The 24,754-nt window shown below is 42.4% G+C and carries 28 protein-coding genes; 1 reads left to right on the top strand and 27 read right to left on the bottom strand.

The annotated features are described in order from the left end of the window. Nucleotides 1–7: 7 nt before the first annotated feature. From BA79_RS02705 to BA79_RS02595, 23 genes are all read right to left on the bottom strand, one after another. Nucleotides 8–772 carry a ribonuclease HII gene (locus BA79_RS02705; RefSeq protein WP_035700734.1) on the bottom strand — a complete coding sequence of 255 codons (765 nt, stop codon included), beginning with the start codon at nucleotides 770–772 and terminating at the stop codon, nucleotides 8–10. A gap of 76 nt (nucleotides 773–848) precedes the next feature. Then, entirely contained in the window at nucleotides 849–1,697 is an 849-nt protein-coding gene (gene ylqF, locus BA79_RS02700; RefSeq protein WP_007499632.1) for a ribosome biogenesis GTPase YlqF, read from the bottom strand. 92 nt (nucleotides 1,698–1,789) lie between these two features. Continuing rightward, nucleotides 1,790–2,137 (bottom strand): 50S ribosomal protein L19, encoded by a 348-nt coding sequence (gene rplS, locus BA79_RS02695; RefSeq protein WP_008344834.1) that lies wholly within the window; start codon nucleotides 2,135–2,137, stop codon nucleotides 1,790–1,792. A 137-nt stretch (nucleotides 2,138–2,274) separates the two neighbouring features. After that, a complete protein-coding gene (gene trmD, locus BA79_RS02690) occupies nucleotides 2,275–3,009 on the bottom strand; it encodes a tRNA (guanosine(37)-N1)-methyltransferase TrmD (protein WP_007499635.1) in 735 nt (244 codons plus the stop codon). Then, nucleotides 3,006–3,530, bottom strand: coding sequence for a ribosome maturation factor RimM (gene rimM / locus BA79_RS02685; RefSeq protein ID WP_007499637.1), 525 nt, complete (start codon nucleotides 3,528–3,530; stop codon nucleotides 3,006–3,008). The genes trmD and rimM overlap by 4 nt, the downstream gene beginning before the upstream one ends. Nucleotides 3,531–3,538: 8 nt before the next feature. Beyond that, on the bottom strand, nucleotides 3,539–3,925 hold the full coding sequence (locus tag BA79_RS02680; RefSeq protein WP_008344839.1) for a YlqD family protein: 387 nt from the start codon (nucleotides 3,923–3,925) through the stop codon (nucleotides 3,539–3,541). A gap of 103 nt (nucleotides 3,926–4,028) precedes the next feature. Beyond that, nucleotides 4,029–4,274, bottom strand: a complete 246-nt coding sequence (locus BA79_RS02675) for a KH domain-containing protein (RefSeq protein WP_012009937.1) — start codon at nucleotides 4,272–4,274, stop codon at nucleotides 4,029–4,031. After that, entirely contained in the window at nucleotides 4,274–4,546 is a 273-nt protein-coding gene (gene rpsP, locus BA79_RS02670; protein ID WP_008344841.1) for a 30S ribosomal protein S16, read from the bottom strand. Before rpsP ends, BA79_RS02675 begins: the two co-directional genes overlap by 1 nt. Nucleotides 4,547–4,651: 105 nt before the next feature. Continuing rightward, complete coding sequence (ffh, locus tag BA79_RS02665) at nucleotides 4,652–5,995, bottom strand: signal recognition particle protein (RefSeq protein ID WP_007499640.1); 1,344 nt, start codon at nucleotides 5,993–5,995, stop codon at nucleotides 4,652–4,654. A 13-nt stretch (nucleotides 5,996–6,008) separates the two neighbouring features. Further along, complete coding sequence (locus BA79_RS02660; RefSeq protein WP_008344844.1) at nucleotides 6,009–6,341, bottom strand: putative DNA-binding protein; 333 nt, start codon at nucleotides 6,339–6,341, stop codon at nucleotides 6,009–6,011. 342 nt (nucleotides 6,342–6,683) lie between these two features. After that, on the bottom strand, nucleotides 6,684–7,670 hold the full coding sequence (gene ftsY, locus BA79_RS02655; RefSeq protein WP_007499644.1) for a signal recognition particle-docking protein FtsY: 987 nt from the start codon (nucleotides 7,668–7,670) through the stop codon (nucleotides 6,684–6,686). A gap of 21 nt (nucleotides 7,671–7,691) precedes the next feature. After that, on the bottom strand, nucleotides 7,692–11,252 hold the full coding sequence (gene smc, locus BA79_RS02650) for a chromosome segregation protein SMC (RefSeq protein ID WP_035700731.1): 3,561 nt from the start codon (nucleotides 11,250–11,252) through the stop codon (nucleotides 7,692–7,694). A gap of 105 nt (nucleotides 11,253–11,357) precedes the next feature. After that, nucleotides 11,358–12,101, bottom strand: coding sequence for a ribonuclease III (rnc, locus tag BA79_RS02645; protein ID WP_008344850.1), 744 nt, complete (start codon nucleotides 12,099–12,101; stop codon nucleotides 11,358–11,360). Between the two features lie 184 nt (nucleotides 12,102–12,285). Further along, nucleotides 12,286–12,519 (bottom strand): acyl carrier protein, encoded by a 234-nt coding sequence (gene acpP / locus BA79_RS02640; RefSeq protein ID WP_003212028.1) that lies wholly within the window; start codon nucleotides 12,517–12,519, stop codon nucleotides 12,286–12,288. An 81-nt stretch (nucleotides 12,520–12,600) separates the two neighbouring features. Continuing rightward, a complete protein-coding gene (gene fabG, locus BA79_RS02635; RefSeq protein WP_008344855.1) occupies nucleotides 12,601–13,344 on the bottom strand; it encodes a 3-oxoacyl-[acyl-carrier-protein] reductase in 744 nt (247 codons plus the stop codon). After that, complete coding sequence (gene fabD, locus BA79_RS02630; RefSeq protein WP_017367232.1) at nucleotides 13,344–14,288, bottom strand: ACP S-malonyltransferase; 945 nt, start codon at nucleotides 14,286–14,288, stop codon at nucleotides 13,344–13,346. Before fabD ends, fabG begins: the two co-directional genes overlap by 1 nt. A 15-nt stretch (nucleotides 14,289–14,303) precedes the next feature. After that, nucleotides 14,304–15,302, bottom strand: coding sequence for a phosphate acyltransferase PlsX (gene plsX / locus BA79_RS02625; RefSeq protein ID WP_017359101.1), 999 nt, complete (start codon nucleotides 15,300–15,302; stop codon nucleotides 14,304–14,306). A 15-nt stretch (nucleotides 15,303–15,317) separates the two neighbouring features. Continuing rightward, entirely contained in the window at nucleotides 15,318–15,884 is a 567-nt protein-coding gene (gene fapR, locus BA79_RS02620) for a transcription factor FapR (RefSeq protein WP_017359102.1), read from the bottom strand. A gap of 112 nt (nucleotides 15,885–15,996) precedes the next feature. Continuing rightward, nucleotides 15,997–18,045 (bottom strand): ATP-dependent DNA helicase RecG, encoded by a 2,049-nt coding sequence (gene recG / locus BA79_RS02615; protein WP_035700728.1) that lies wholly within the window; start codon nucleotides 18,043–18,045, stop codon nucleotides 15,997–15,999. Further along, nucleotides 18,023–18,925 carry an L-serine ammonia-lyase, iron-sulfur-dependent, subunit alpha gene (sdaAA, locus tag BA79_RS02610; protein ID WP_035701072.1) on the bottom strand — a complete coding sequence of 301 codons (903 nt, stop codon included), beginning with the start codon at nucleotides 18,923–18,925 and terminating at the stop codon, nucleotides 18,023–18,025. The genes recG and sdaAA overlap by 23 nt, the downstream gene beginning before the upstream one ends. A 20-nt stretch (nucleotides 18,926–18,945) precedes the next feature. Then, nucleotides 18,946–19,608, bottom strand: a complete 663-nt coding sequence (gene sdaAB, locus BA79_RS02605; protein WP_017367229.1) for an L-serine ammonia-lyase, iron-sulfur-dependent subunit beta — start codon at nucleotides 19,606–19,608, stop codon at nucleotides 18,946–18,948. 149 nt (nucleotides 19,609–19,757) lie between these two features. Beyond that, nucleotides 19,758–21,431, bottom strand: coding sequence for a DAK2 domain-containing protein (locus BA79_RS02600; protein ID WP_025207321.1), 1,674 nt, complete (start codon nucleotides 21,429–21,431; stop codon nucleotides 19,758–19,760). 15 nt (nucleotides 21,432–21,446) lie between these two features. Further along, nucleotides 21,447–21,809 (bottom strand): Asp23/Gls24 family envelope stress response protein, encoded by a 363-nt coding sequence (locus tag BA79_RS02595; RefSeq protein WP_008344871.1) that lies wholly within the window; start codon nucleotides 21,807–21,809, stop codon nucleotides 21,447–21,449. A gap of 271 nt (nucleotides 21,810–22,080) precedes the next feature. Here BA79_RS02595 and rpmB point away from each other — a divergent pair, with 271 nt between their 5' ends. Then, on the top strand, nucleotides 22,081–22,269 hold the full coding sequence (rpmB, locus tag BA79_RS02590; protein WP_003212514.1) for a 50S ribosomal protein L28: 189 nt from the start codon (nucleotides 22,081–22,083) through the stop codon (nucleotides 22,267–22,269). A 69-nt stretch (nucleotides 22,270–22,338) separates the two neighbouring features. Here the strand turns inward: rpmB and spoVM are convergent, their stop codons facing one another. The 4 genes from spoVM to rsgA all read right to left on the bottom strand — a co-directional run bounded on the left by spoVM (nucleotide 22,339) and on the right by rsgA (nucleotide 24,745). Further along, nucleotides 22,339–22,419 carry a stage V sporulation protein SpoVM gene (gene spoVM / locus BA79_RS02585; RefSeq protein WP_008354550.1) on the bottom strand — a complete coding sequence of 27 codons (81 nt, stop codon included), beginning with the start codon at nucleotides 22,417–22,419 and terminating at the stop codon, nucleotides 22,339–22,341. A gap of 71 nt (nucleotides 22,420–22,490) precedes the next feature. After that, nucleotides 22,491–23,135 carry a thiamine diphosphokinase gene (locus BA79_RS02580; protein ID WP_017367227.1) on the bottom strand — a complete coding sequence of 215 codons (645 nt, stop codon included), beginning with the start codon at nucleotides 23,133–23,135 and terminating at the stop codon, nucleotides 22,491–22,493. Between the two features lie 59 nt (nucleotides 23,136–23,194). Beyond that, nucleotides 23,195–23,845 (bottom strand): ribulose-phosphate 3-epimerase, encoded by a 651-nt coding sequence (gene rpe / locus BA79_RS02575; RefSeq protein ID WP_017367226.1) that lies wholly within the window; start codon nucleotides 23,843–23,845, stop codon nucleotides 23,195–23,197. Between the two features lie 3 nt (nucleotides 23,846–23,848). Beyond that, nucleotides 23,849–24,745, bottom strand: a complete 897-nt coding sequence (rsgA, locus tag BA79_RS02570; RefSeq protein ID WP_035700725.1) for a ribosome small subunit-dependent GTPase A — start codon at nucleotides 24,743–24,745, stop codon at nucleotides 23,849–23,851. Nucleotides 24,746–24,754 lie beyond the last annotated feature (9 nt).

Raw genomic sequence — 24,754 nt, 5'->3', positions numbered from 1 at the left:
AAAATATTTATGAAATAACAGATTTCACTGGTGCAAATGATAACCGGTGGATAGGTGTGGCGCCATGTGTTTGAATGGCAGCAAGGTGCTCTTTCGTTCCATACCCTTTATGTTTTTCAAATTGATACTCAGGGTACTGGCGTCCATACTCTTCCATCATTTGGTCCCTTGTCACTTTGGCAATACATGCACCAGCTGCGATGGATGCGCTTTTAGCATCTCCTTTGATGATATTCTCCTGTTGAGTAGGAAGCGGGAGCGTCATCGCATCTATGAGTAGATAATCAGGTGTGTGAGTGAGCTGCTTTACAGCCCTCACCATCGCCAGTCTTGATGCTTCGTATATATTGATTTCGTCAATCGTTGCCGCATCAACAATGCCGATGCCGATATCGAGTGCTTCCTTTTGAATGAGCTCATAATAGGTCATTCTTTTTTTCTCAGATAGCTGTTTTGAATCATTTAAACCGAGTAGGATGGTATCTTCTTTTAATATCACAGCTGCCGCAACAACTGGACCAGCGAGTGGTCCTCTTCCTGCTTCATCTATGCCCGCAATATAAGTGTATCCTTGCGCTCTTGCTTTGGTTTCAAATTGCAGCATTTGCTTCCATGCTGCATGTAGTTCTTGCTGCTTTTCTCTCTCTTTGTTCCATTTGTCCATCAGCTTCTGGACACTTTTTCTTGTATCGTCTTTCAATAGTTCACGAATGTATGACTCGTCGTCAGCATGTTGTTCTATTAATGCTTTTATTTGTTTGACCGTGTACATTGGCTTTTCCGCAGCCTCCTTCTTTATATCGGCAGTTTTTCGCAAAAAATAAAGACCCGCATGAGCTGCGTGTCTTTTAGCTTTCAGGCTTCTCAAAAGTGAGGGGACCAAATTTTTCCGTTCGAATATCCCGAATGATGATTTCGGTCGTTTTGTCGTAATTAATGAATCCTCCACTCATCAGACAGCCGCGTTTTGTGCCAATGGCATCAAACAGCTCAACTGTATCTTCAGGTATTTCTGCTAGATCATAGCGTTTTTTTAATCGCTCTGGATAGTGCTCTTCTAAAAAGCGTAGCGCATAAACGGCGACATCCTGCAAGTTGATGATTGAGTCTTTAATCGCTCCGGTGACGGCCAGCCTAAGACCTACTTGTTCATCTTCAAATTTCGGCCAGAGAATTCCGGGGGTATCGAGCAGTTCAAGTTCTTTTCCTACCTTCACCCATTGCTGTGACGTCGTAATACCAGGTCGATCTCCTGTTTTCGCAATATTTTTCTTTGCCAACCGATTGATCAGCGTTGATTTGCCGACATTGGGAATTCCGATAATCAAAGCTCGAATGGCACGCGGCTTAACACCTTTTGCTTTCATTCGATCGAACTTTTCTTTTAAGATTTCTTTTGATGTCGTAATGATTTGATTTAACCCTTGTCCATCGACAGAATTAATGGCAAGCGACCGTACACCTTGCGCTTCAAAGTGTGCCTGCCACTCTTTTGTCATACGAGGATCTGCTTTATCTGCTTTGTTCAAAAGCATAATTTTCGGTTTGTTTTGGAGGATTTCTTCAATCATTGGGTTTCTAGAGGACATCGGAATCCTTGCATCGGTTAATTCAAATACGATGTCGATGAGCTTTAATTTTTCTGTGACTTCCCGTCTTGCTTTTGCCATATGGCCTGGAAACCATTGAATTGTCATATGTGCACCTTCTCTCTTCTAACGGTTGTCTCTCTATACATTGTACAAAAAAAGAGCCTGTTACAGGTAACAAGCTCTTTCCTTTGATATCATTATCGTCTGATTTCTTTGATACGAGCCGCTTTACCGCGAAGTTCACGTAGGTAGTAAAGTTTCGCACGACGTACCTTACCGTGACGTACAACTTCGATCTTAGCGATTTTTGGTGTGTGTACAGGGAATGTACGCTCAACGCCTACACCGTAAGAGATCTTACGAACTGTGAAAGTTTCGCTGATTCCACCACCACGACGCTTAATTACAACACCTTCAAAGATCTGGATACGCTCACGAGTACCCTCGACAACTTTCACGTGTACACGTAAAGTGTCACCAGGACGGAACGCAGGAAGATCAGTGCGTAATTGTTCTTTTGTGATTTCTTCAATCAATTGTTGCATCGTTTTCAACTCCTTCCAACAGATGCTCATGTCCTCTTTCTTCATTGCAGCGGAACATCGTTTTCAAACTTGAATCGGCAAGCCGTCCAAGTCACAAGTAGTATCATACCACACCTGTATACCTTGTGCAATACAATCTAGTCATTATGAAGCTGCCAAAGCCATCTTTTTTCTTCATCCGTTAATGTTTTGCAAGAATCGATCAAATCTGGCCGTCTTGTATAGGTTCGCTTCAACGATTCTTTACGCCGCCACTCTTCAATTTTGGCATGATTTCCAGAGAGAAGCACATCTGGTACTTTCAATCCTTTATAATCAGCTGGTCTTGTATAGTGCGGATGCTCAAGCAGACCTGTACTAAATGAATCTTCGATATGAGACGCTTCTTTTCCAAGCACATGAGGCAAAAGCCTGACCACACTGTCTGCAATCATCATCGCCGGCAGCTCTCCGCCTGTGAGAACGAAATCTCCGATTGAAATTTCATCTGTGACAAGATGCTCCCTGATGCGCTCATCGTAGCCTTCATAGTGGCCGCAAATGAACATAAGATGCTCTTCTTTTGCAAGCTCTTCTGCTTTCTTTTGTGTATATCTTTCTCCTTGAGGACAAACAAGAATAATGCGGGGCTTCTTGTTTGCTTTTTTCGTTAAATCTTCTACCGCATCAAATACAGGCTGTGCTTTCAGAACCATGCCAGCACCGCCGCCATACGGATAGTCATCCACTGTTTTATGTTTATGATCGGAATACTCCCTAAAATTCACGACATCAAATGAGACCGCATCTTTTTCCTGAGCTTTTTTTAAGATCGATGAGTGAAGCACTCCTTCGAACATTTCAGGAAACAGTGTTAAAAAGTCAATTTTCATTCGTCAATGAGTCCTTCCATCACTTCAATGTGTACTTTCTTGGATGAAATATCAACTGTTTTGACGACAGATGGAATATAAGGGATGAGGGCATCTTTTTTGCCTTTTCTTCCAACCACCCATACATCATTTGCCCCTGGCGTTAAAATTTCTTTGATTTGACCAATCAGTTTGTCCTCTTCATCGTATACTTCACAGCCGATGATTTCGTGGAAATAGAATTCCCCTTCATCTAATGAACCAAGATGTTCTTTTTCTACTTTTAAAATCGACTCTTTTAATTGCTCAGCTTCATTTAACGAGCCGACTTCTTCAAATGTCAGTAAATCAAATTGTTTGTGCTGTCTATGTGATGCGACAGTCACTTTTAGCGGTTCTTTTTGATTTTGTTTGAAAATATAAAGGACGCTGCCTTTTTTGTAGCGTTCTTCTGGGAAATCAGTCTTTGACACAACACGTACTTCTCCGCGCACTCCATGTGTATTGACGATCTTTCCGACATTCAACCATTCTAGCTCCATGTTCTCAATCACCCCTGACGTATTTCCACAATGGTGCCGTCTTTCACGACGATGACATTGTCTTGCATTTTGTCATCCCATTTATCACCTATTTTTACTTCAATCAGCGCATCCACTTCTGTTTCTTTCATTTCACTGCCAAGAGGCAAGATATGCAGCTGCTCGACTTGAAAATCAATTTGCCTCATTTTCTCTTGTCTTTTTTCAATGGCTTTTTGAAATTGAGGGATGGCTTCTTGCTGATGTGGTTCTTTTTCATGCTTTTTTAGTTGAAAATATAGTTGATTGCATTCACGTTCTAGTCTTTCTTTTTTCTCCAAAAAAGTCGTTAACAGTTTGTCCTTACTGCTTTCAGTTAATACTTGCATGACGGTGACATGTTGAATGATCTGCATCTTCCTTTTTGTCCCCCTATCCGAAGGCATTTGTCCTCTACAGTATAACGAAAAATAGATTTAAACGTGTAAAAAAAGGGGAGGTCCTAAGCCCTCTCCCTTTTTAGTCAGCAATCTCAAGTTGAACTTTCTTAGAAGACTCTGCACTTGCTGCAAACATGACTGTTCGTATCGCTTTAGCTGTACGTCCCTGCTTTCCGATCACTTTTCCGGTATCTTCAGCATTGACAGACAGTGTGTAAATGACCTGCTCATCTTTTTCTAATGAAGATACGTGAATATCTTCAGGGAAATCAACAAGTGGCTCGACGATGGACACAATCAATTCTTCCAAGGACAGCTCATTCATTATTTGCTGTTTTTCGCATTATGAAATTTTTCAAGAATTCCTTGGCTTGAGAAAAGGTTACGAACTGTATCAGATGGTTTCGCACCATTTTGAAGCCATTTAAGCGCTAATTCTTCGTTGATTTTCACCTCAGCTGGTGATACCACTGGGTTGTAAGTTCCAACTGTTTCGATGAAACGACCGTCACGTGGTGAACGAGAATCTGCTACAACAATACGATAGAAAGGAGATTTTTTTGCTCCCATACGTTTTAAACGAATTTTTACTGCCATTTTACTAGCACCTCCGAAAATATTTCAACAAGATAGTATATTAACAATGATAAAAGGGTTTGTAAAGTGTTTTTTCTTAACAACGGTTTTATCATGTATAACCAATTACATAAATGGTAATTTAAAGCCGCCTTTTTTCTTTCCTTTGGACATGTTGGTCATTTGCTTCATCATCTTTTTCATTTCGTCAAATTGTTTTAAAAGGCGATTGACTTCCTGTACAGATGTTCCGCTTCCTTTTGCAATCCGTTTTCTTCGGCTTGCATTGATGACCTCTGGCTGTTCTTTTTCTTCGGTCGTCATTGATTTAATGATCGCTTCGATGTGATTGAGCTGCTTTTCGTCTACTTGGACGTTTTTGAGCCCTTTCATTTTACCGGCTCCCGGCATCATTTGGATCAGTTCATCAAGTGGACCCATGTTGCGAACCTGCCCAAGTTGCTCGAGGAAATCATCGAGCGTGAAGCTCATTGTCCGCATTTTTTGTTCAAGCTCTTTCGCTTTATCTTGGTCAACGTTTGCTTGTGCTTTTTCAATAAGCGTGAGCACATCTCCCATGCCAAGAATTCTTGATGCCATCCGCTCTGGATGGAATGGTTCAATTGCATCAAGCTTTTCACCTAGTGCGGCGAATTTAATCGGCGTATTTGTGACTGCACGAATTGAAAGTGCTGCCCCGCCTCGCGTATCACCGTCTAGTTTTGTCAGAATGACACCTGTTAAACCAAGCTGTTCATTAAAGCTTTTTGCGACATTGACAGCATCTTGACCAGTCATCGAGTCAACAACGAGGAAAATCTCTTCTGGATTTGCGACTTCTTTTACTTTCTGAAGTTCATCCATTAAGTCTTCATCAATATGAAGACGTCCTGCTGTATCTAAAATGACATAATCATGATGTTCTTCTTTCGCTTTTTCAATTGCCTGTTTGGCAATTTCGACAGGACTAACTTGATCACCTAATGAGAATACGGGCATATCAAGCTGTTTCCCAAGCGTTTGAAGCTGCTGGATCGCTGCTGGTCTGTAAATATCAGCGGCCACCATCATCGGCTTGCGATTATGTTTTTTGCGAAGTAAGTTGGCAAGCTTTCCAGTTGTGGTCGTTTTACCTGCCCCTTGAAGACCAACCATCATAATGACAGTTGGAGATTTTTTCGCTACAGCGATTTTACTCTCTTCCCCGCCCATTAATTCAGTGAGTTCTTCTTTTACAACTTTAATGACCTGTTGTCCTGGGGTAAGACTTTGCATGACCTCTTGTCCAACTGCCCGCTCGCTTACTTTTTTCACAAAGTCTTTGACTACTTTAAAATTGACGTCAGCTTCAAGAAGGGCAAGGCGTACCTCGCGCATCATTTCTTTTACATCTTGCTCTGACACTTTTCCTTTGCCGCGGATTTTTGAAATCGTCTGCTGCAGTCGGTCGGCTAATCCTTCAAATGCCATACTGTGCCGCCTCCTAATCTAATTTCTCAAGCGATTCAATTAAAGCTTCTGCTTCTTCCTTTTGCGCGGAATCTGCTACAAGCTCTCTCATTTTTGTGAGAAGTTCTTTACGCTCTTTAAATTTCTTAAACAAGAGCAGCTTTTCTTCATATTGTTCAAGCATCGCTTCAGTCCGTTTAATATTATCATAAACAGCCTGTCTTGATACTTCATATTCATCCGCAATTTCACCGAGGGAAAAATCGTCTAGGTAGTAAAGCGACATGTAGCTCTTTTGTTTTGCGGTCAACAACGATTGATAGAAATCAAACAAGTAGTTCATTCTCGTTGTCTTTTCAAGCGTCATGGGCTCTCTCCCCTTTGTTAAGTTCATTCCCTTTACAACAACTAAGTTTACACGGTTCTGATCTATGTGTCAAGTTTTTATCTTGTCACTTCCTGCGGCGATATATAAATAAAAATGCCGGCAATTTTGCCGGCATCCCCAGATTGTTGACAAAGGGCTAAAATGAACTTGATTTTAGCACTTTGTCTTCTTTTCAGCGTGATAGAAAACCTTTGAAGTCTAGGAAGGACGAGTACTGGCGCGGAGCGAATGTCACATTCGTGAGCACCAGCACGCAGGACTGACAAAGAATGCAAGGGTTTGTCTACACGCTGAATGCCGGCAGTTTTGTCGGCATCTTGATTAGTCTTCTTGATCAATGATGTCTGAGAATAATCCGTACACATACGATTCAGCATCGAACTCTTGCAGATCGTCTACTTTTTCACCTAATCCGACAAGTTTTACAGGGATGTTGAGCTCATTGCGAATGGCAAGAACAATCCCGCCTTTTGCAGTACCGTCAAGCTTTGTTAAAGCGATACCTGTCACGTTTGTCGCTTTAGAAAATTCCTTCGCTTGCGCCATCGCATTTTGACCCGTTGTCGCATCAAGGGCAAGCAGTACTTCGTGCGGTGCATCGGGCACTTCGCGTTCAATGACTCTCTTGACCTTCTCTAGCTCTTTCATCAAGTTGACTTTGTTTTGCAGTCTGCCTGCTGTATCACAGATCAAGACATCTGCTTTTTTGGCTTTAGCTGATTGAACGGCATCATAGATGACCGCTGCCGGGTCAGAGCCTGCTGTTTGTTTAACGACAGGAACACCAGAGCGCTCGCCCCATACTTCAAGCTGCTCAATCGCCCCCGCACGGAACGTATCACCTGCTGCTAAAATGACGGATTTCCCTTCATTTTTTAGCTTGTTTGCCAGCTTACCAATGGTTGTGGTTTTACCGACACCGTTCACGCCTACGAATAAAATAATATTTAAACGGCCGTCTTCAATGTTCAGTTCAGAGATTTGTTCCTCACCGCTATTGTAAATCTCCACGAGTTTTTCAGAGATGACTGCTTGTACTTCACTTGGGTCTTGAATGTTTCTTAATTTCACTTCTTTTTTCAGCTCATCAATCAGTTCCATCACAGTCGTGAAACCAACATCAGCACCGATTAACACTTCTTCTAGTTCTTCAAAAAAGTCTTCATCCACTTTACGATAGCGAGAAATGAGTTCATTTACTTTTCCCTGAAACGAATTTCTCGTTTTTTCAAGTCCATCTTTAAACTTTTCTGATACTGAATCGGTTTGCTGCGTAAATTTTTCTTTTAATTTCTTAAAAAAGCTCATTGGTTCAAAAACCTCCTTTAATTACTGGACAAGCTCTTTCGTTTCCTCTAGTTTGACAGATACCAGTTTTGAGACACCTGACTCCTGCATCGTGACACCGTACAGAACATCTGCTTCTTCCATGGTTCCTTTTCGGTGTGTAATAACAATAAACTGTGTTTCTTGGCTATATTTCTTTAAATACTGGGCAAAGCGGAACACATTTGCTTCATCAAGCGCTGCTTCTACCTCATCTAGCACACAGAATGGAACTGGTCTCACTTTTAAGATCGAGAATAATAAAGCAATGGCTGTTAATGCTCTTTCTCCGCCTGAAAGCAGGCTTAGATTTTGCAGCTTTTTCCCCGGCGGCTGCGCCACAATATCGACACCTGAGTTTAGTAAATCGTTTGGATCTGTGAGCTTAAGGTCTGCTCTTCCTCCGCCAAATAATGCTTGGAAAACAGATTCAAAATGCCCGCGGATTTGAGAGAATGTCTCAGAGAAACGTTTCGTCATCTCCTGATCCATTTCTTCAATGACTTGGAATAACGTATTTTTCGCTTCTGTCAGATCATTGCGCTGTTCAGTTAAGAAGAGAAAACGTTCATTCACACGTTCATACTCGTCAATGCTGCCTAAGTTCACTGTTCCAAGCTCTTCAATGGCTAGTTTGATCAATTTCACGCGTTTTCTTGCTTCATCCGGCGATAGCGTCAGATGATACATTTCTTTTGCTCCTTCAAACGAAAGGGCATACTCTTCGTTTAAATAAGCGATGAGGTTATCAAGTTCAACTTCCATGCGGCCAAGCTTGATTTCTTCATCTTTTAAGCTTGTCGTGAGCTGTTTATACAGGCGTTTTTGCTCTTTTAGTTCACGTTCTGCGAATTCTAATGTTTCAGAAAGAGCCAGGCGCTGTTTGCGTCGCTCTGAGATAAGCGCTGTCGTTTTGTTTTTATGTTCCAGTTTCTCTTTTGCCGCTTCTTCCAGTTGTTCGGCGCCGCTTGAGCTGGATGACATTTCACTTGTTAAGAGAGACAAATCTTCTTTTGTTTCCGTCAGCGTCTTTTCAGCCTCTTCTAATTCAGCCGTTAAGCTCGACAGTTTTTCTTGTTCATTTGCTAAAGACTGCTCTTTTTTGGCAAGCGAGATTTTCAGCTCTGTTAATTCGGAAGAAATGGTTTCTTTCGTTGAGCTTTGGGTCTGCTTCCGTTTTGTTAACGTGTTGATCTCTTCGTCAAGAGAGGTTAGTTTCTCACCTATAGATGTTTCAAGGGCTGCCTGCTCTTTGTCCTTGCTCGCAAGTTCGCTAGAGCGCTGCTGCAACTCTTCTTTTTCTTGATCATAGAGCTCTAGATGAGCGTTAATATTTTTTTCAGCTACTTGCAGTTCATATAATGTCCCTTTTAACTCTTGCTGCTTTTCTCGAAGCATTTCGCCGCGCTGACGCAGTTCAGTTAATTGGACTTCGCTTTCGGCAATCGATTGCTTCGTTTCTTTTGTTTCTTTTTCAAGGATCGTTGTTTTTTCTTCCATTTCAACGAGCTGCTTTGTTAATGTTTCAATCTCTCGGTTTCTGGAGAGGAGGGAATTGTTCTTTTTCTTTACGCCGCCCCCAGTCATTGAACCGCCTGGGTTCACCACGTCCCCATCAAGGGTTACGATACGATAACGATGTCCAAGCATTTTCGCTAGCTCATTGGCACCTTTTAAGTCTTTCACGATTAGGACTGTTCCAAGCAAATTCCGAATGACTTTTTCATACTTTTCATCAAAGGAAACGAGCTGACTCGCTACGCCGATAAATGCGTCATGCTGCTCAGCTGTTTGAATATCTCTGAACTGAATGGTTCGTTCTTTGATGACGTTCATCGGCAGGAAGGTCGCACGCCCAAAGGAATGCTGCTTTAAGTATCCAATGGCCTGTCTGGCAGCCGCTTCATTTTCAGTAACGACATGCTGCGTGGCTGCGCCAAGTGCAATTTCAATCGCTGTTTCATGTTGCTGCTCTGTTTGAATCAGCTCTGCAATCGCCCCGTGAATACCGCCTAACCGATCCTTTGCCTTTAAAACCTCTTTCACTCCTTGGAAAAATCCTGAGAAGTCTTCCTGCATGGATTCAAGCATTTCTTTTTTAGATTTTGCCTGCTGTACATATTGATAGGCTTGGTAAAGAGCCGTTTCTTTTTTCTCGTATTGACGTTTCATCTGCTCTAGCTTTTGTTCCGCTTCTCTAAAGCGTTTCACCTGAGCCAAAATGTCTTCTTCTCGTTCTGAAAGTTGCTTCTCGGCTTCTGTTTTCTTTTCCTTCACAGACACCCGTTCTTCGATATGTTTCTGATTATTTTGCGTTAACCGCTCTAGCTGCAAGGCTGCTTGGCGCTGCTGTTCTTCTAGTAATGTACGTTCGTTTCGGATAGAAGCTTGCTCGTTTAATAGGTCAAAATAATCGCTTTTCAGCTGTTCAATTTGCCCTTCCACATCTTCACTATGAAGAGACAGCTGATGTTGTTTTGTTTTCACTTCATCTTTTAGCTGTTGCACTTCTGTTTGCAGGCTGTCACGTGTGACTTTCTGCTGTTCAATCTTTTCCGTTAACAACGCCTGTTTTTCGGTTAAACGCACGAGCGTGTCTTCTAGCTGCCCTTGGTTAGCGGCCGCATTTTTTTTCCGTTCTTTTAGAACTTCTTTTTTCCCTTCAAGCTTTTCTAGTTCTTCACTTGTGAAAAGGAGGACTTCTTGGAGGTCATGAATCGAATCGTCAAGTGCCTGAATACGGTCTCTCGATTCTTCGATTTTGGCTTCCTTCGCTTGAATGTCTGTAGACTGCTTCATTTCATCTTGTTTGAACCGCTCGACAGCTTCACCAAGTGTTGTCCATTTTTTGTGTAGTGCTTCAATATCATGGACGGTGAGAGCAATTTCTACATTTTCAAGTTCTTCTTTCTTTTGCAGATAGTCTTTTGCAATAGACGCCTGCATTCTTAGTGGTTCTACTTGATCTTCTAGTTCATGCAGAATATCTTCTACCCGGTTTAAGTTGTCCTGCGTTTCAAACAGTTTATTCTCGGCTTTTTTCTTTCTTGTTTTATATTTCAGGACACCCGCTGCTTCTTCAAAGATGCTACGTCTTTCTTCAGCTTTACTCGATAGAATCTCTTCTACCTTACCTTGGCTGATGATCGAAAAAGCTTCTTTTCCAAGACCTGAATCCATGAAAAGATCAATAATATCCTTTAAGCGGACAGATTGATTGTTAATGAGAAATTCACTTTCTCCAGAACGATAGACTCTTCTTGTCACACTGACTTCGTGAAAATCGATCGGCAAAAAGTGATCTTCGTTATCGAGCGTTAATGTCACTTCTGCTAAGTTGACTCGTTTTCTTGAGTCACTTCCTGCAAAAATGATGTCTTCCATTTTTCCTCCGCGGAGGCTTTTTGCTGATTGCTCTCCAAGTACCCAGCGGATCGCATCAGTAATATTACTTTTGCCGCTTCCGTTTGGTCCAACAACAGCTGTAACCCCTTTGACAAAGTCTACAGTCACCCGCTGTGCGAAAGATTTGAATCCTATCACGTCTAAACGTTTGAGGAACATGAGAGTGATCCTCCTTATGTATTTAAAGTACTATTATCTTACCATATGAACTGAAAAAAGATGATGGAAAACAGAGTGAAATCCCCCTGAATCACGAGGGGGATTTTATTGGTTCATATGATGTTTCTGTAATTTAGCAAGTGCTTCCTGTGCAGCATGCTGTTCCGCTTCTTTTTTTGAACGACCATTTCCAATTCCGAGCACTTCTCCTCTAAGGGATACATTGGCTTCAAATTCCCGGTTATGCGCTGGACCTTTTTCATGCAGGATTCGGTATTCAAGTACACCTTTTCCATCTCGCTGAACAAATTCTTGAAGCTGGCTTTTAAAGTCCATGACATGTGAGAATGCCCCGTCATTAATTTTCGGGTATACATAGGCTTCTAGGAATCGTTCAACAGGCTCAAGTCCTTGATCTAAATAAAGCGCTCCGATAAACGCCTCAAATACGTCTGCTAAGAGTGCTGGGCGTTTTCTGCCGCCTGTCATTTCTTCCCCTTTTCCTAAAAGAACAAGGTCTCCGAAGGACAGCTCATGCGCTAATGACACAAGTGATGGCTCACATACGATCGCCGCTCTCAGTTTTGTTAAATCTCCCTCGCTCATGGCTGGGTACTTTGCAAATAAGAACTGTGAGATCGTCAACTCTAAAACAGCGTCCCCTAAAAATTCGAGTCTTTCATTATCCTCATAAGGTTTTTTCCGATGCTCATTCACATAAGAGGAATGTGTAAAGGCTTGATAGAGTAGTTTCTCATTTTTAAAGTGTACAGAAATGCGCTGCTGAAATTCTCTGAATTGCTCTAGTTTTTTGCTCTGTTTCTGTTTGTCTTTATATTGTTTTGGCATAGCAACCTCCAGGTAGGCGTCATCGCCTTTAAGGATACTGATTATATGGAGTCTCTCTTTCTACATGCAAGGAAACCGTGCTCCTTAGCATCTGAAAAAGGCTGACAATTGATCAGCTGAATATGTTGAAACTAACATAAATTTTCAAAGTCCCGCCATGAAAATAGACGGGACTTTGTTACGCTTATTGCTGGCTATTTATGTAGTTCACAGCGTCACCGACTGTTGCAATTTTTTCAGCATCTTCGTCAGAAATTTCCATATCGAACTCATCTTCAAGTTCCATAACTAGCTCAACTACATCAAGGGAATCAGCGCCTAAATCTTCTTTAAATGAAGCCTCCATTTTCACGTCAGCCTCATCAACGCCAAGGCGGTCTACAATAATTTTTGATACACGCTCTAATACGTCTGCCATTGCCTTTCACCTCCCCTCAAAGTATTATAGTTGATTCGTTTTTAAAAAACTAGAGAAAACGTAACGAAATTTTGATATTTCTTAGGACATAACCATTCCGCCATCCACTTGGATGGTTTGGCCTGTAATATAACCTGCTCCTTCTGAAGCTAAAAAGACAACAACGTTGCTTATATCTTCAGGCGCACCAAAGCGTGCGAGCGGGATTTGCTTAAGCATTTCTGTTTGAACATTCTCATCAAGCTTGTCAGTCATATCAGTAGAAATAAAGCCTGGTGCTACGGCATTGACTGTAATATGACGGCTTGCCAGCTCTTTCGCTGTTGTTTTCGTTAATCCGATCACACCAGCTTTTGCTGCAACGTAGTTTGCTTGTCCAGGGTTTCCGCAAACGCCGACAACAGATGCTACATTGATGATTCTTCCGCTGCGCTGTTTCATCATTTGACGTGTCACAGCTTTTGTACAGTTGAAGACACCTTTTAAGTTTATGTTAATGACATCATCCCATTCATTTTCTTTCATTCTCATGAGCAGGTTGTCCTTTGTAATTCCAGCATTATTCACAAGAATGTCGATTGAACCAAATGTATCAACGGCTTGTTTCATTAATGCCTGTACTTCTTCTGCATTTGACACATCCGCTTTGACAGCAAAAGCCTGCTGGCCAAGTGCTTTGATCTCATCGACGACTTCATTTGCTTTTGCTTCGTTGCCTGAATAGTTCACCACAACATTGGCACCTTTTTTCGCCAAATCGATCGCAATCGAACGGCCAATACCGCGAGATGCACCTGTGACAACGGCTGTTTTATTTGTAAGCATCAAGAATCCCCCTTGAGTGTTTGAATAGCTGCTTCAATTGTTGCTTGATCTGATACGGAAATGGTCGTCAGGCGGCGATTGACTTTTTTCACAAGACCTGAGAGCACTTTACCAGGACCAATTTCAATAAATGTTGTCACGCCTAAGTCAATCAAGCGTTCTACACTTTCTTCAAATCGAACAGGAGAATACAATTGTTCAATCAGCTTCGTTTCAATTTCATTACGTGATGTCACGATGTCTGCTGTTACGTTTGAAATCACTGGCGTCGCGGCATCAGAAATGTCTAATTTAGATAATACATCTGTGAATTTTTCAGCTGCTGGTTTCATTAATGCAGAATGGAAAGGTCCACTCACTTCAAGTGGAATTGCACGTTTTGCGCCCTTTTCTTTCGCTTTCTCTGATGCAAGTTCCACACCTTTTGCTGTACCAGAGATGACGATTTGGCCCGGACAGTTTAAGTTCGCAAGTTCTACAAGATGACCGCTTTCTGTCACTTCTTTTGTCACTTCTACAAGCGCTGCTTGGTCTAAGCCAAGAATCGCCGCCATTGCGCCTTCTCCTGCTGGAACGGCTTCATTCATTAATTCGCCGCGCTTTCTCACTGCGAAAACGGCATCTTTAAACGAAAGAGCTCCCGCTGCAACAAGGGCTGTATATTCACCCAGACTGTGCCCTGCTGCATAATCTGCTTTGATTCCGCTCTCTTCAAATTTCTTTAAGATCGCGATGCTTGTCGTTAAAAGAGCTGGCTGTGCATTATATGTCAGCGTCAGTTCTTCTGCATCTCCTTCAAAAATCATTGAAGATAAATCAAAACCAAGGGTCTGATCTGCTTCTTCAAACACAGCTTTAGATGCTGCTTCTTGGTCAAATAAATCTTTTCCCATGCCAATTTTTTGAGAGCCTTGGCCTGGGAATAAAAAAGCAATTTTACTCATGCTACTCTACCTCCATTACGACTCATTCGTGTCTTCTTTTTGAACTTCTTGATGAATGATAGCTGAAACGTCTTTTTTAACGATGTCGCGCGCCTGACGAATGGCATGAAAAATCGCATTTTCATCAGAGGATCCATGCGCTTTAATAACGGGCGCTTTTAAACCAAATAATGCGGCACCACCATATTCGGAGTAATCCATTTTAGATTTCATCTGCATTAATTTTGGCTTCATCATACCTGCTGCTATTTTAGCTGTGAAGCTGGATGTTAAGGTTTCTTTCAGCATTTTAAAAACAGAAAGAGCTGTGCCTTCGATCGTTTTAAGGGCGATATTCCCCGTGAAACCATCTGTGACAACGACATCAGCTACACCCTCTAATAAGTCACGCGATTCTACATTTCCTACGAAATTCAAATCTGATGCTTTTAATAATTCAAAGGTTTTTTTCGTTAAATCGTTGCCTTTTTTATCTTCTGTCCCGACATTTAAAAGTCCAACGCGTGGATTGCTCTTCGGGAAGACATGCTCTGCGTAAATAGATCCCATCATGGCATATTGCACAAGATGCTCTGGCTTTGCATCAACGTTTGCGCCGACATCCAATAATAAGAACCCGCTGCCATCAAGTGTTGGCAACGTCGGAGCAAGTGCTGGTCTGTCAATGCCATCAATTCTGCCTACGATAAACAGGCCTGCTGTCATGAGTGCCCCAGTATTTCCAGCTGAAATACAGGCATCTGCTCTTCCTTCTGAAACTTCCTGCGCCATTTTCACCATAGAAGAATCCTTTTTACGTCTCACTGCACGCACTGGCTCATCCGTTGGTTCAATGACTTCTTTTGCATCTAAGATCGTGATGCGTTCATGATTTGTTATGTATGATTTGATCTTGCTTTCATCGCCGACTAGTGTAATCTCGATATCTGAAAATGCTTCTAAGCTTTTTTGCACACCGTCAATAATGGCTTTAGGGGCATGATCTCCCCCCATTGCATCGACTGCAATTCTCATGTTATGTGCCACCTTTTACTTTTGTTTTGAGCGATACATGACGAAATCGCCTGAGAAGACAACTTCCTCACCTACATAGCTGTTTACTTCAACTACGGTTCTGCCTTTTTCTTTATCATGTGAGGCAACTTTGGCTTTTGAGACGACTCTTTCGCCTTGTTTGACCTGCCTTGTAAACTTAATATTTGCTTTTGCTGTCAAAGCCAGTTCATCGTCGATGACGGCTACTGCCAGCGAATTTGCCTGGGCAAAAAGATGATGTCCCCTGGCAATTTGGTTACGGCTGAATACATGCTCTTTTCTCACTTCAAAAATGGAAATCGCTTGATCATCAAGCTCTACATCAATCATTTCTCCAATGACTTCATCCAGCGGAAGAGACTTCACTTCATCCTCTAATGTCTTTTCGGCCACGTGCTTAATTCGTTCGCGTAATTCAGGGATTGATAGCTCCAAACGGTCAAGACGAACCGTTTGAATGCTTACACCGAATTTACTTGCCAATTCTTCATCAGTAATGAACGGAGTCGAGCTGATCGTTTGCTGGAGAAGCTTTTGTCGTTCTTTTTTATTTAGTTTCATATGCAGACACCATCCGTACATTTATGACTAGGTACTAATAGTAGTATATAATCTCATAGATGATAAATCAATCCTTGTTTCAAAAAGACAAGAAAATTCCGCCAGCACTTGATCAGCTCAATTTATCTCCGCCAAGCACACCGCTGTCTACGAGTGTTTGCCTAAGTTCTTTGTATTCAGGGTCTGTCCAAAAGGCTTCAGACTGCACGAGCTCTGCCGCATCTTTTCTAGCGGTTTCAAGCGCTCTATAGTCATGAACCATATCTGCCACTTTAAATTCAGGCATTCCGCTTTGTTTCTTGCCAAAGAAGTCGCCAGGGCCTCTTAGTTCTAAGTCCTTTTCAGACAGTTCAAAGCCATCCGTTGTTTCAGACATGATCCGCATGCGTTCTTTACCGGTCTCTGATTTAGGGTCCGCCATTAAAATACAAAAAGATTGATGCTCTCCGCGTCCGACCCTGCCTCTTAACTGATGAAGCTGTGACAGTCCAAAGCGGTCCGCATCATAAATGACCATGATGGTCGCATTCGGCACGTTGACACCAACTTCAACAACTGTCGTTGACACAAGGATTTGCACTTCATTGGAAGTGAAATCTCTCATCACTTGATCTTTTTCATCACTGGCGAGTTTCCCGTGCATTAAGCCGATCGACCATTTTCCGCGATACGCCTCTGTCAGCATGCTGTGAACATCAATCGCATTTTGGACATCCAGTTTGTCTGATTCTTCTATAAGTGGACAAATAATATACGCTTGTCTGCCTTTTCTCAGCTCTTTATCAACAAAAGCAAGAATCCGTTCAAGCATGTCATGCTTCACCCAATACGTTTCAATCTGCTTTCGGCCGGCTGGCAGCTCATCAATGACAGAGACGTCCATTTCTCCAAATACTGTGATGGCAAGCGTTCTTGGAATCGGCGTTGCGGTCATAAACAAAACATCTGGGTCCTGCCCTTTGCTTCGCAGTTTTTTCCGCTGTTCCACGCCGAACCTGTGCTGTTCATCTGTAATAACAAGACCAAGCTGCTGAAATTCCACTTCGTCCTGGATAAGGGCATGCGTGCCGACTAAAATATCAATATCTCCCTCTTTCAGACGTTCAAGCAGTTCTCTGCGGCGCTTTCCTTTCACTGAACTCGTCAAAAGAGCAATATTTAGCCCCCATTTTTCAAATAGCTGATACAGTGAATCGGCATGCTGTTCAGCCAAAATTTCAGTTGGCACCATCAGCGCACCTTGAAAGCCGGATAAATGAGCGGCATAAAGGGCAATTGCCGCTACAGCTGTTTTCCCCGATCCAACATCTCCTTGAAGAAGCCGGTTCATTCGGTACGGGGATGCCATATCTGCCATAATTTCATCCAGCACTCTTGATTGTGCTTTTGTCAGCGGGAACGGCAGGCTATGAACAAACTCAAAGACCGCCTCTTTTGCGAACGGATGCTGGATGCCTGATGTTTTTTCTCGTTCTTTTTTTCTGATCGCCTGCATCTTCAGCTGAAAGATGAGAAATTCCTCGTACACGAAGCGTCGTCTTGCATGCTTGAGCGAGTCTCTCGTTTCAGGGAGATGAATGGTTTTTAGTGCTTCTTGATAAGACATGAGTTTATAAGCAGCTACAAGCTGCTTTGGCAGTGGATCTTCAGCATGGTCTACATAGAGTGACAACGCTTGTTTTACAAATCGTCTCATCATCTTCACGGTTACATTTTCTTTGACTGAATAAACAGGTTCTATACTGCCATCTTGTTCGTGTGTTCCTTTTTTAAATTCCTGCACCATAATGGATTGCCGGTTTTTATCCCACTTCCCTGTGACGGATACCGTATCGCCTAAAACAAGACTTCGTTTTAAATAAGGGCGATTGAAGCATATAGCTGTAATCAAAAAACGACCGACAAGCAGCCTGAATGTCAGCCTGCTTCGTTTTTTTCCATAATAGGTGAGAACGGGCTCACTGTGCACTTTTCCTTCAACTGTGACACGTTCGTCATGCCTGACTTCCTCTAAGTTGCGAAGCTCATAGTCGTCATATCGATAAGGAAAGTAGCCGAGTAAATCGGCTACTGTGTAGATTCCAAGTTCATTTAGTGTTTTTTCTGTTTCTTCTCCAATCCCTTTGAGGGCAGAGATCTTATCTTGCAATTTCTGTATCACGAGATGAGGTCACACCTCCGAAAATCTTCTTTTCAAGCTCCCTTGCTGTCGGTGTTGCAGCAAGTCCGCCTTGTGCAGTCTCACGAAGAGCTGTTGGCATCGTTTGACCAATTTTGTACATCGCATCAATGACTTCATCACAAGGGATGCGGCTTGTAATGCCGGCAAGTGCCATATCTGCTGCAATCATCGCATTAGAAGCGCCCATTGCGTTTCGTTTCACACATGGCACTTCCACAAGTCCTGCGACTGGATCGCAAACAAGACCCAGCATATTTTTTAGGGTGATGGCCATGGCTTCAGCGGATTGCTGCGGCGTACCGCCTGCCATTTCTACAATGGCTGCTGCTGCCATACCTGATGCAGATCCTACTTCTGCCTGACAGCCGCCTGCTGCACCAGAGATACTTGCGTTATTGGCGACAACAAAACCAAATGCACCAGATGTAAATAGGAATCTGACCATTTGTTCCTTTGTTGGCTTTAATGTTTCTTTCACCGCAAAGAGCGTTCCTGGCACAACACCTGCTGAGCCAGCTGTAGGCGTTGCACAGATCGTTCCCATTGCTGCATTCACTTCATTTGTTGCCACTGCCTTACTCACGGCATCTAAAATGGTATGACCAGACAATGTTTTGCCTGATGCGATATATGCTTGAAGTTTCACCGCATCCCCGCCTGTTAAACCAGATAATGATTTCACACCTTTCAATCCGTTTTCAACGGCCTGTTCCATCACTTCTAGGTTGCGGTACATCTGCGAGAAAATGTCTTCACGTGACTTCCCTGTCACTTCCATTTCTTGAGTAATCATAATTTCTGAAATGGAGGTATTCCGATCTTCTGTTAGCTGCACGAGTTCTTTGACGTTTTTAAACATCATACATAACCTCCTTGTTGTTACTCTGCAATTTGTGTGACTTGAATAATGTTTGGCAGCGTCTCAAGCTCTGTTAAAACCGCTGGATCAATATTCTGATCCACTTCAATCGTCATGAGTGCTTCTTGCCCGACCTCTTTACGTGCCACTTCCATATGACCAATGTTGATGGCGAATTTCGCTAACACATTGGCAACTGCTGCAATCGTCCCGTAACGGTCGTTATGAACCACAAGAATGGCCGGGTGATTCCCTGAGAGTCTCAGTTCAAAGCCATTTAATTCTGTGATTTCAATTTTACCTCCGCCAATGGAAATCCCGATTAATTCAAGGCTTCCATTCGCATCTGAAATTTCTACTTTTGCTGTATTTGGATGCGCAGGTACCGCATCTTCTTCTTTAAACTCAATGTCGATTTCTTTGCTTTTTGCAATATCAATCGCTGTTTTAATTCGTTCATCAAATGTATCAAAGTCAAGAACACCGCCGATAATGGCTACATCTGTCCCGTGTCCTTTATACGTATCTTTAAAAGAGCCATAAAACGACACAGTAATTCGTTTCGGTTCCCTTCCGAACAAGCTGCGAGCCACTCTTCCAATACGAGCCGCACCCGCCGTGTGCGAACTTGATGGACCAATCATGACGGGTCCAATAATATCAAACACACTTCTAAATTTCATAGGTCTTCCCCTCTCATCACCAATCACAGATTGGTTTGTTACTCCCTTTAGACTAATGGATTCATTCGATTCCCGCAACTCATTTCACGAATGAACACATAGTAAAAAAATGCAAAAGAAGAAGAAGGGCTTCATGTGCCCTTCTTTCTTTATTCAACAGCCAAAATATATGAATAAAGCGGCTGTTTTCCATCGTGGACTTCAACTTCTACATCTTCAAATGTGTCTTCAATATATGCTTCTAAAGCTTCCATCTCATCAGATGATGCATCTTCCCCTTTGATGATTGTGACAATCTCATCATCTTCTGTCACCATTTGGGTCAAAAGCTCTTTTGCTGCATCTAATTGATTTTTAGCTGTTAAGGTGATTTTTCCATTGTATAGGCCCATATAGTCGCCTTTGGCAATGTCGATCCCATCAATTTGGGTATCTCTCACTGCAAAGGTAATTTGGCCGCTTTTCACATGATCAATCGCTTCTAACATCGCTGCTTCATTGTCTTCATTTGAAGCTGCTTCATTGAGAGAAAGAAGTGCCGACATTCCTTGAGGAACGGTCTTTGTCGGAATAACAACGACCTCACGACTTGAGACAGTTGCCGCCTGTTTAGCTGCCATGACAATATTAGAATTATTAGGTAAGATAAAGACGGTTTCGGCATGAATGCTATCAATTGCTTTGACAATGTCTTCTGTGCTCGGATTCATTGTCTGTCCGCCTTCAATGACGACGGATGCTCCGATACTTTTAAACAAGTCAGCAATCCCTTCTCCCATTGCGACACTCACTACTCCAAAACGCTGTTTTTCAGCAGCTGTTGCTTTTGGTGCAGCAGGCGAGTGATCTTTTTCTTCATTGACGATCGAGCTATGCTGCTCTCTCATGTTTTCAATTTTCATATTAATCAAGCTGCCGTAGCGCTGTGCATATGATAAGACATCTCCCGGCTGCTCTGCATGAATATGAACTTTTGCAAGCGTATCATCAGATACCACAAGAAGTGAATCTCCGAATTCGCTTAATTCTTCTCTGAAGGCATTTTCGTCAAAGGACTGTTTGTCTTCTTCAAATTTCACCATAAATTCTGTACAGTAGCCAAATTCAATATCTTCTGTGTTCATATGACTTTGTGCACTTTTATGATGCTCTGCACTCACTAATTCTTTTAATGTTGGCAAAGAGGCCGTTTTAGGAGGAAGCTCTTCTCCTCTTAAGGAAGCAAGAAAACCTTCATATACACAAAGAAGCCCTTTACCGCCGCTATCTACAACGCCGACTTCTTTTAAAACAGGAAGGAGATCTGGCGTTCGGTCAAGTGATGCTCTTGCTTCCTCAATCGTTAATTCTAGCACACGATCGATTTGGTCTTCTGTTGCTGAAACAGCAACCGCTTTCTTTGCTGCGTCCTTTGCAACCGTTAAGATGGTTCCTTCAATCGGTTTCATGACGGCTTTATATGCTGTATCAACACCGGCCTGCAAGGCAAGCGCAAATTCTTTTGCATCAATTGTTTCTTTTTGTTCTATATTTTTGCTGAAACCTCTGAAGAGCTGAGACAGGATCACACCTGAGTTTCCTCTTGCCCCCATTAACAGCCCTTTTGACAGAGCCACCCCGACCTTACCGATGTGATCGGTATTTGTTTCTTCAACTGCTTTTGCCCCTGAAGTCATTGACAAATTCATATTTGTCCCCGTGTCTCCGTCTGGCACTGGAAAAACATTTAACGCATCAACAATTTGTGCGTTTTGAGAAAGATGGTGAGCACCTGCAAGAATCATTTTTGCAAATGAGCGGCCACCCAGATTTCTAATAGACAATATATTTCCTCCTTACTACGGGTTCGTAACTTTTACTCCTTGTACATAAATGTTGACTGAGTCAACTGAAAGTCCAATCGTGTGATGAATCGTATATTTGACTTTCGTTTGAACATTATGTGCGACTTCTGATATTTTTGTACCGTAGCTGACGATGATGTACATATCAATATGAATGCGATCTTCTTTTTGACGCACAAGAACACCCCGGCTGAAGTTCTCTTTGCGGAGAATATCCGTCAAGCCGTCCTTTATTTGATTTTTGGACGCCATGCCAACAATACCATAGCAATCGATCGCAGCGCCTCCTGCCACCATTGCAATGACTTCATTTGATATATCAATTTGTCCGTATTTCGTTCTAAGTTCAATGGACACATTGGTTCCCCCTTTTTGAGAAATTGCCCTGAGTTATCACTATTTTACTATAAGACCCTTCTTTTTAAAAGAAATCATTCAATCCGACCCAATCCTACTTATACTATAGCCTTGATTTTTTATCAAGATGTCAAGGTATTTTTCTTGAAAGAGGAGTAAACAATCCTTGCAAACCCCTTGAAGCTGTGGTAAATTATTAAAGTATCTTGAGGCATCTCTAAGTACGTATATGAAGAATATGATGATGTTTTCGCAGTTAGGAGGGAAACAAATGGCACGTAAATGCGTTATTACAGGCAGAAAAACAAAAGCTGGGAACAACCGTTCTCACGCAATGAACTCTACAAAACGTACATGGGGCGCGAACCTTCAAAAAGTTCGTATTCTAGTGGACGGTAAGCCTAAAAGAGTATATGTATCAGCTCGAGCTTTGAAATCTGGTAAAGTTGAGCGTGTATAAGCAAGAGTAAACGCCTGCTACATTTAACTGTAGCAGGCGTTTTTATGTGGAAATAAAGGAGATTACTCATTAATCTTTCTTAAATGAACCAAGCATCGCACGGACAATGCCGCCAAGAAATCTAGGCAGTTTGATTGTATAAAATTTCATTTTGTCCCCCTCCTAAAAGTACCGCTTGCAGCACAATTGAGCTTAATCAGCCATCCACATTGATAGGTTGGTCAATCTTTGCTTCTTACCATTATTAATATGCCTTCATGAAAAGAAAAAGTACCATTTGAGTGGATGAGTTCGTTACTAATACATAGTGTGGAACCAGGCTCAATATGACAATTTTTCAGAGGATATTTGAAACCTTTTAATGTCAGCTTTTCAACCGATGTACCGAAGGGCAAAAACGACACATATTTTTTATCCGGGTCTTGTTTGATTTCGTATGTACCAGGTCCAAACATTTGAATGATATTTTGTTTGTCTACAAGGGTCATGCTCTGTTTGTGCTGAATGCCTTTATAAAGGAGATGGATATTCCCAAGAAAATGATCTGCTCTTCCGCCTGTGATACCGTAAATTTGAATATGTGCTGGATTCTGACGCAAAGACCAGTTCAGCGCAAGTTCTAAATCCGTTTCATCTTTCTCTGCCTGAAATAGATTGAGTGCAGGCAATTTCTTTTTCAGTTCATGAAGCTCTTCTTCTGTCACACTATCAAAATCACCAAATGCTCTGTCAGGTACAATGCCGTGCTCTAGTAAGAAAAGGGTTCCCCGATCTACGCCGACCCAGAGAATGTCCTCCTCAGATGCTTCATGATCAAGCGGCGGGATGTACGCAAAAGGACCGCCAGCTACGATATGTATGTGCATGATTACGCTCCTCTCCATTGAAAAAGAACCAAAGATCACAATGACTTTGGTTCTTTTTCTTATGCTTCTCGAATGGCCTGAATGGCCGCCGCGCGGTCATCTTTCCCATATACCGCTGAGCCGGCAACCAGTAGATTAGCGCCTGCTTCTTTGCAGCTCTTTGCTGTCTCTACATTGACACCGCCATCTATTTCAATGAGTAAATCGGTTAAGCCCTTTTGTTCACTAAGTGTCTTTACTTCTTTTACCTTTGAGAGAACAGAAGGAATAAACGCCTGTCCGCCAAAACCAGGGTTCACCGTCATGAATAAGACTAGGTCAACATCCTCTAATACATGCGCGATTTGAGAAACGGGTGTGTGCGGGTTCAAAACGACCCCTGCTTTGACACCTTGTTCTTTTATATGCTGAATCGTGCGATGTAAGTGTGGACACGCCTCGACATGAACAGAAATAATATCAGCGCCCGCTTTTGCAAATGCAGGGATATACTGGTCTGGCTGCTCAATCATTAAGTGAACATCGAGCGGCAGCTTTGTATGCGGCCTGATCGCCTCCACTACATTTGGTCCAAATGTCATATTCGGTACAAAATGACCGTCCATCACATCAATATGAATATAATCCGCTCCACCTTGTTCCACATCACGGATATCTTTCTCCAGATTGGCAAAATCGGCTGATAAAATGGATGGGGCAATATAAACCATGATTTAGTACCTCGGCTTTCTGTCTTTAATTTCAGTTAAAAACTCTAAATAATGCTGATAGCGATACTCTCTGATGCGATCGTGTTCTACTGCCTCTTTTACTGCACATCCAGGCTCTTTTACGTGCAAACAGCCCCTGAATTTACATTCTGCACTCTTCTCTCTGATTTCTAAGAAATAGAGCCCTAAATCTTCCGCTTCGATACCTGTAAATTCAAGCGAGCTAAATCCTGGTGTATCGGCAATGAGCCCTTCAGCCGTTCGAATGAGTTCCACATGTCTTGTTGTATGTTTCCCCCTGCCAAGATGGGAGGAAATATCATTTGTTTTCAGTGCTAAATCAGGACTCATCGCATTTAAGAGAGAAGACTTCCCTACACCTGATTGACCTGCAAATACAGTAATCTTGTGATGGAAATGCGGGGTCAGTTTTTCAATTCCATCCCCTTCGATCGTCGATGTTAAATGAACGTCGTATCCAATTTGGCGATAGTCTTCTGCATAGGCTTGAATCGTTTCTCGCTCTTGCTCTGTTTTCAGCAAGTCCATTTTTGTGATGCAGATAATCGGTTCAATCTGGCTCTCTTCAACAAGCACTAGGAATCTGTCTAACAGCGATGTACTAAAGGTCGGCTCTGCTGCTGAGAAAACGAGCACCGCTTGATCAACGTTGCTAATAGGCGGCCGAACCAGCTCATTGGTCCGCTCTTTTACTTCCAGCAAATAGCCTTCCTTATCGTTATCTGCTTGATAGACGACATAATCTCCAACAAGAGGGGTTATTTTGTTTTTACGAAAAATCCCTCTTGCTCTACACTGAATTACTTTGCCACTTTCTAGAGACTCATCCAGCACATAATAAAATCCGCTTAATGCTTTAATAATTTTGCCCTCAGGCATAAAGTCCCT

The sequence above is a fragment of the Bacillus altitudinis 41KF2b genome, from assembly GCF_000691145.1.
Classification (GTDB): Bacteria; Bacillota; Bacilli; order Bacillales; family Bacillaceae; genus Bacillus; species Bacillus altitudinis.
This window is presented reverse-complemented; position numbering and strand designations above follow the sequence as displayed.

Bases quoted from the DNA above. Each gene is read 5' to 3' on its own strand.
- fabG (WP_008344855.1), bottom strand. From the start codon at position 13,344: ATGCTTACAAATAAAACAGCCGTTGTCACAGGTGCATCTCGCGGTATT.
- sdaAB (WP_017367229.1), bottom strand. From the start codon at position 19,608: ATGAAATTTAGAAGTGTGTTTGATATTATTGGACCCGTCATGATTGGT.
- rsgA (WP_035700725.1), bottom strand. From the start codon at position 24,745: ATGCCTGAGGGCAAAATTATTAAAGCATTAAGCGGATTTTATTATGTG.
- spoVM (WP_008354550.1), bottom strand. From the start codon at position 22,419: ATGAAATTTTATACAATCAAACTGCCTAGATTTCTTGGCGGCATTGTC.
- rplS (WP_008344834.1), bottom strand. From the start codon at position 2,137: ATGCAACAATTGATTGAAGAAATCACAAAAGAACAATTACGCACTGAT.
- ylqF (WP_007499632.1), bottom strand. From the start codon at position 1,697: ATGACAATTCAATGGTTTCCAGGCCATATGGCAAAAGCAAGACGGGAA.
- sdaAA (WP_035701072.1), bottom strand. From the start codon at position 18,925: ATGTTTAAAAACGTCAAAGAACTCGTGCAGCTAACAGAAGATCGGAAT.
- rnc (WP_008344850.1), bottom strand. From the start codon at position 12,101: ATGCCAAAACAATATAAAGACAAACAGAAACAGAGCAAAAAACTAGAG.
- trmD (WP_007499635.1), bottom strand. From the start codon at position 3,009: ATGAAAATTGACTTTTTAACACTGTTTCCTGAAATGTTCGAAGGAGTG.
- fapR (WP_017359102.1), bottom strand. From the start codon at position 15,884: ATGAAACTAAATAAAAAAGAACGACAAAAGCTTCTCCAGCAAACGATC.
- BA79_RS02680 (WP_008344839.1), bottom strand. From the start codon at position 3,925: ATGCAGATCATTCAACATGTCACCGTCATGCAAGTATTAACTGAAAGC.
- fabD (WP_017367232.1), bottom strand. From the start codon at position 14,288: ATGAGTAAAATTGCTTTTTTATTCCCAGGCCAAGGCTCTCAAAAAATT.
- BA79_RS02660 (WP_008344844.1), bottom strand. From the start codon at position 6,341: ATGACGCTTGAAAAGACAACGAGAATGAACTACTTGTTTGATTTCTAT.
- rimM (WP_007499637.1), bottom strand. From the start codon at position 3,530: ATGGAGCTAGAATGGTTGAATGTCGGAAAGATCGTCAATACACATGGA.
- ffh (WP_007499640.1), bottom strand. From the start codon at position 5,995: ATGGCATTTGAAGGATTAGCCGACCGACTGCAGCAGACGATTTCAAAA.
- acpP (WP_003212028.1), bottom strand. From the start codon at position 12,519: ATGGCAGACGTATTAGAGCGTGTATCAAAAATTATTGTAGACCGCCTT.
- rpmB (WP_003212514.1), top strand. From the start codon at position 22,081: ATGGCACGTAAATGCGTTATTACAGGCAGAAAAACAAAAGCTGGGAAC.
- ftsY (WP_007499644.1), bottom strand. From the start codon at position 7,670: ATGAGCTTTTTTAAGAAATTAAAAGAAAAATTTACGCAGCAAACCGAT.
- smc (WP_035700731.1), bottom strand. From the start codon at position 11,252: ATGTTCCTCAAACGTTTAGACGTGATAGGATTCAAATCTTTCGCACAG.
- rpe (WP_017367226.1), bottom strand. From the start codon at position 23,845: ATGGTTTATATTGCCCCATCCATTTTATCAGCCGATTTTGCCAATCTG.
- rpsP (WP_008344841.1), bottom strand. From the start codon at position 4,546: ATGGCAGTAAAAATTCGTTTAAAACGTATGGGAGCAAAAAAATCTCCT.
- plsX (WP_017359101.1), bottom strand. From the start codon at position 15,302: ATGAGAATTGCAGTCGATGCAATGGGGGGAGATCATGCCCCTAAAGCC.
- BA79_RS02705 (WP_035700734.1), bottom strand. From the start codon at position 772: ATGTACACGGTCAAACAAATAAAAGCATTAATAGAACAACATGCTGAC.
- BA79_RS02675 (WP_012009937.1), bottom strand. From the start codon at position 4,274: ATGAATGAGCTGTCCTTGGAAGAATTGATTGTGTCCATCGTCGAGCCA.
- BA79_RS02580 (WP_017367227.1), bottom strand. From the start codon at position 23,135: ATGCACATACATATCGTAGCTGGCGGTCCTTTTGCGTACATCCCGCCG.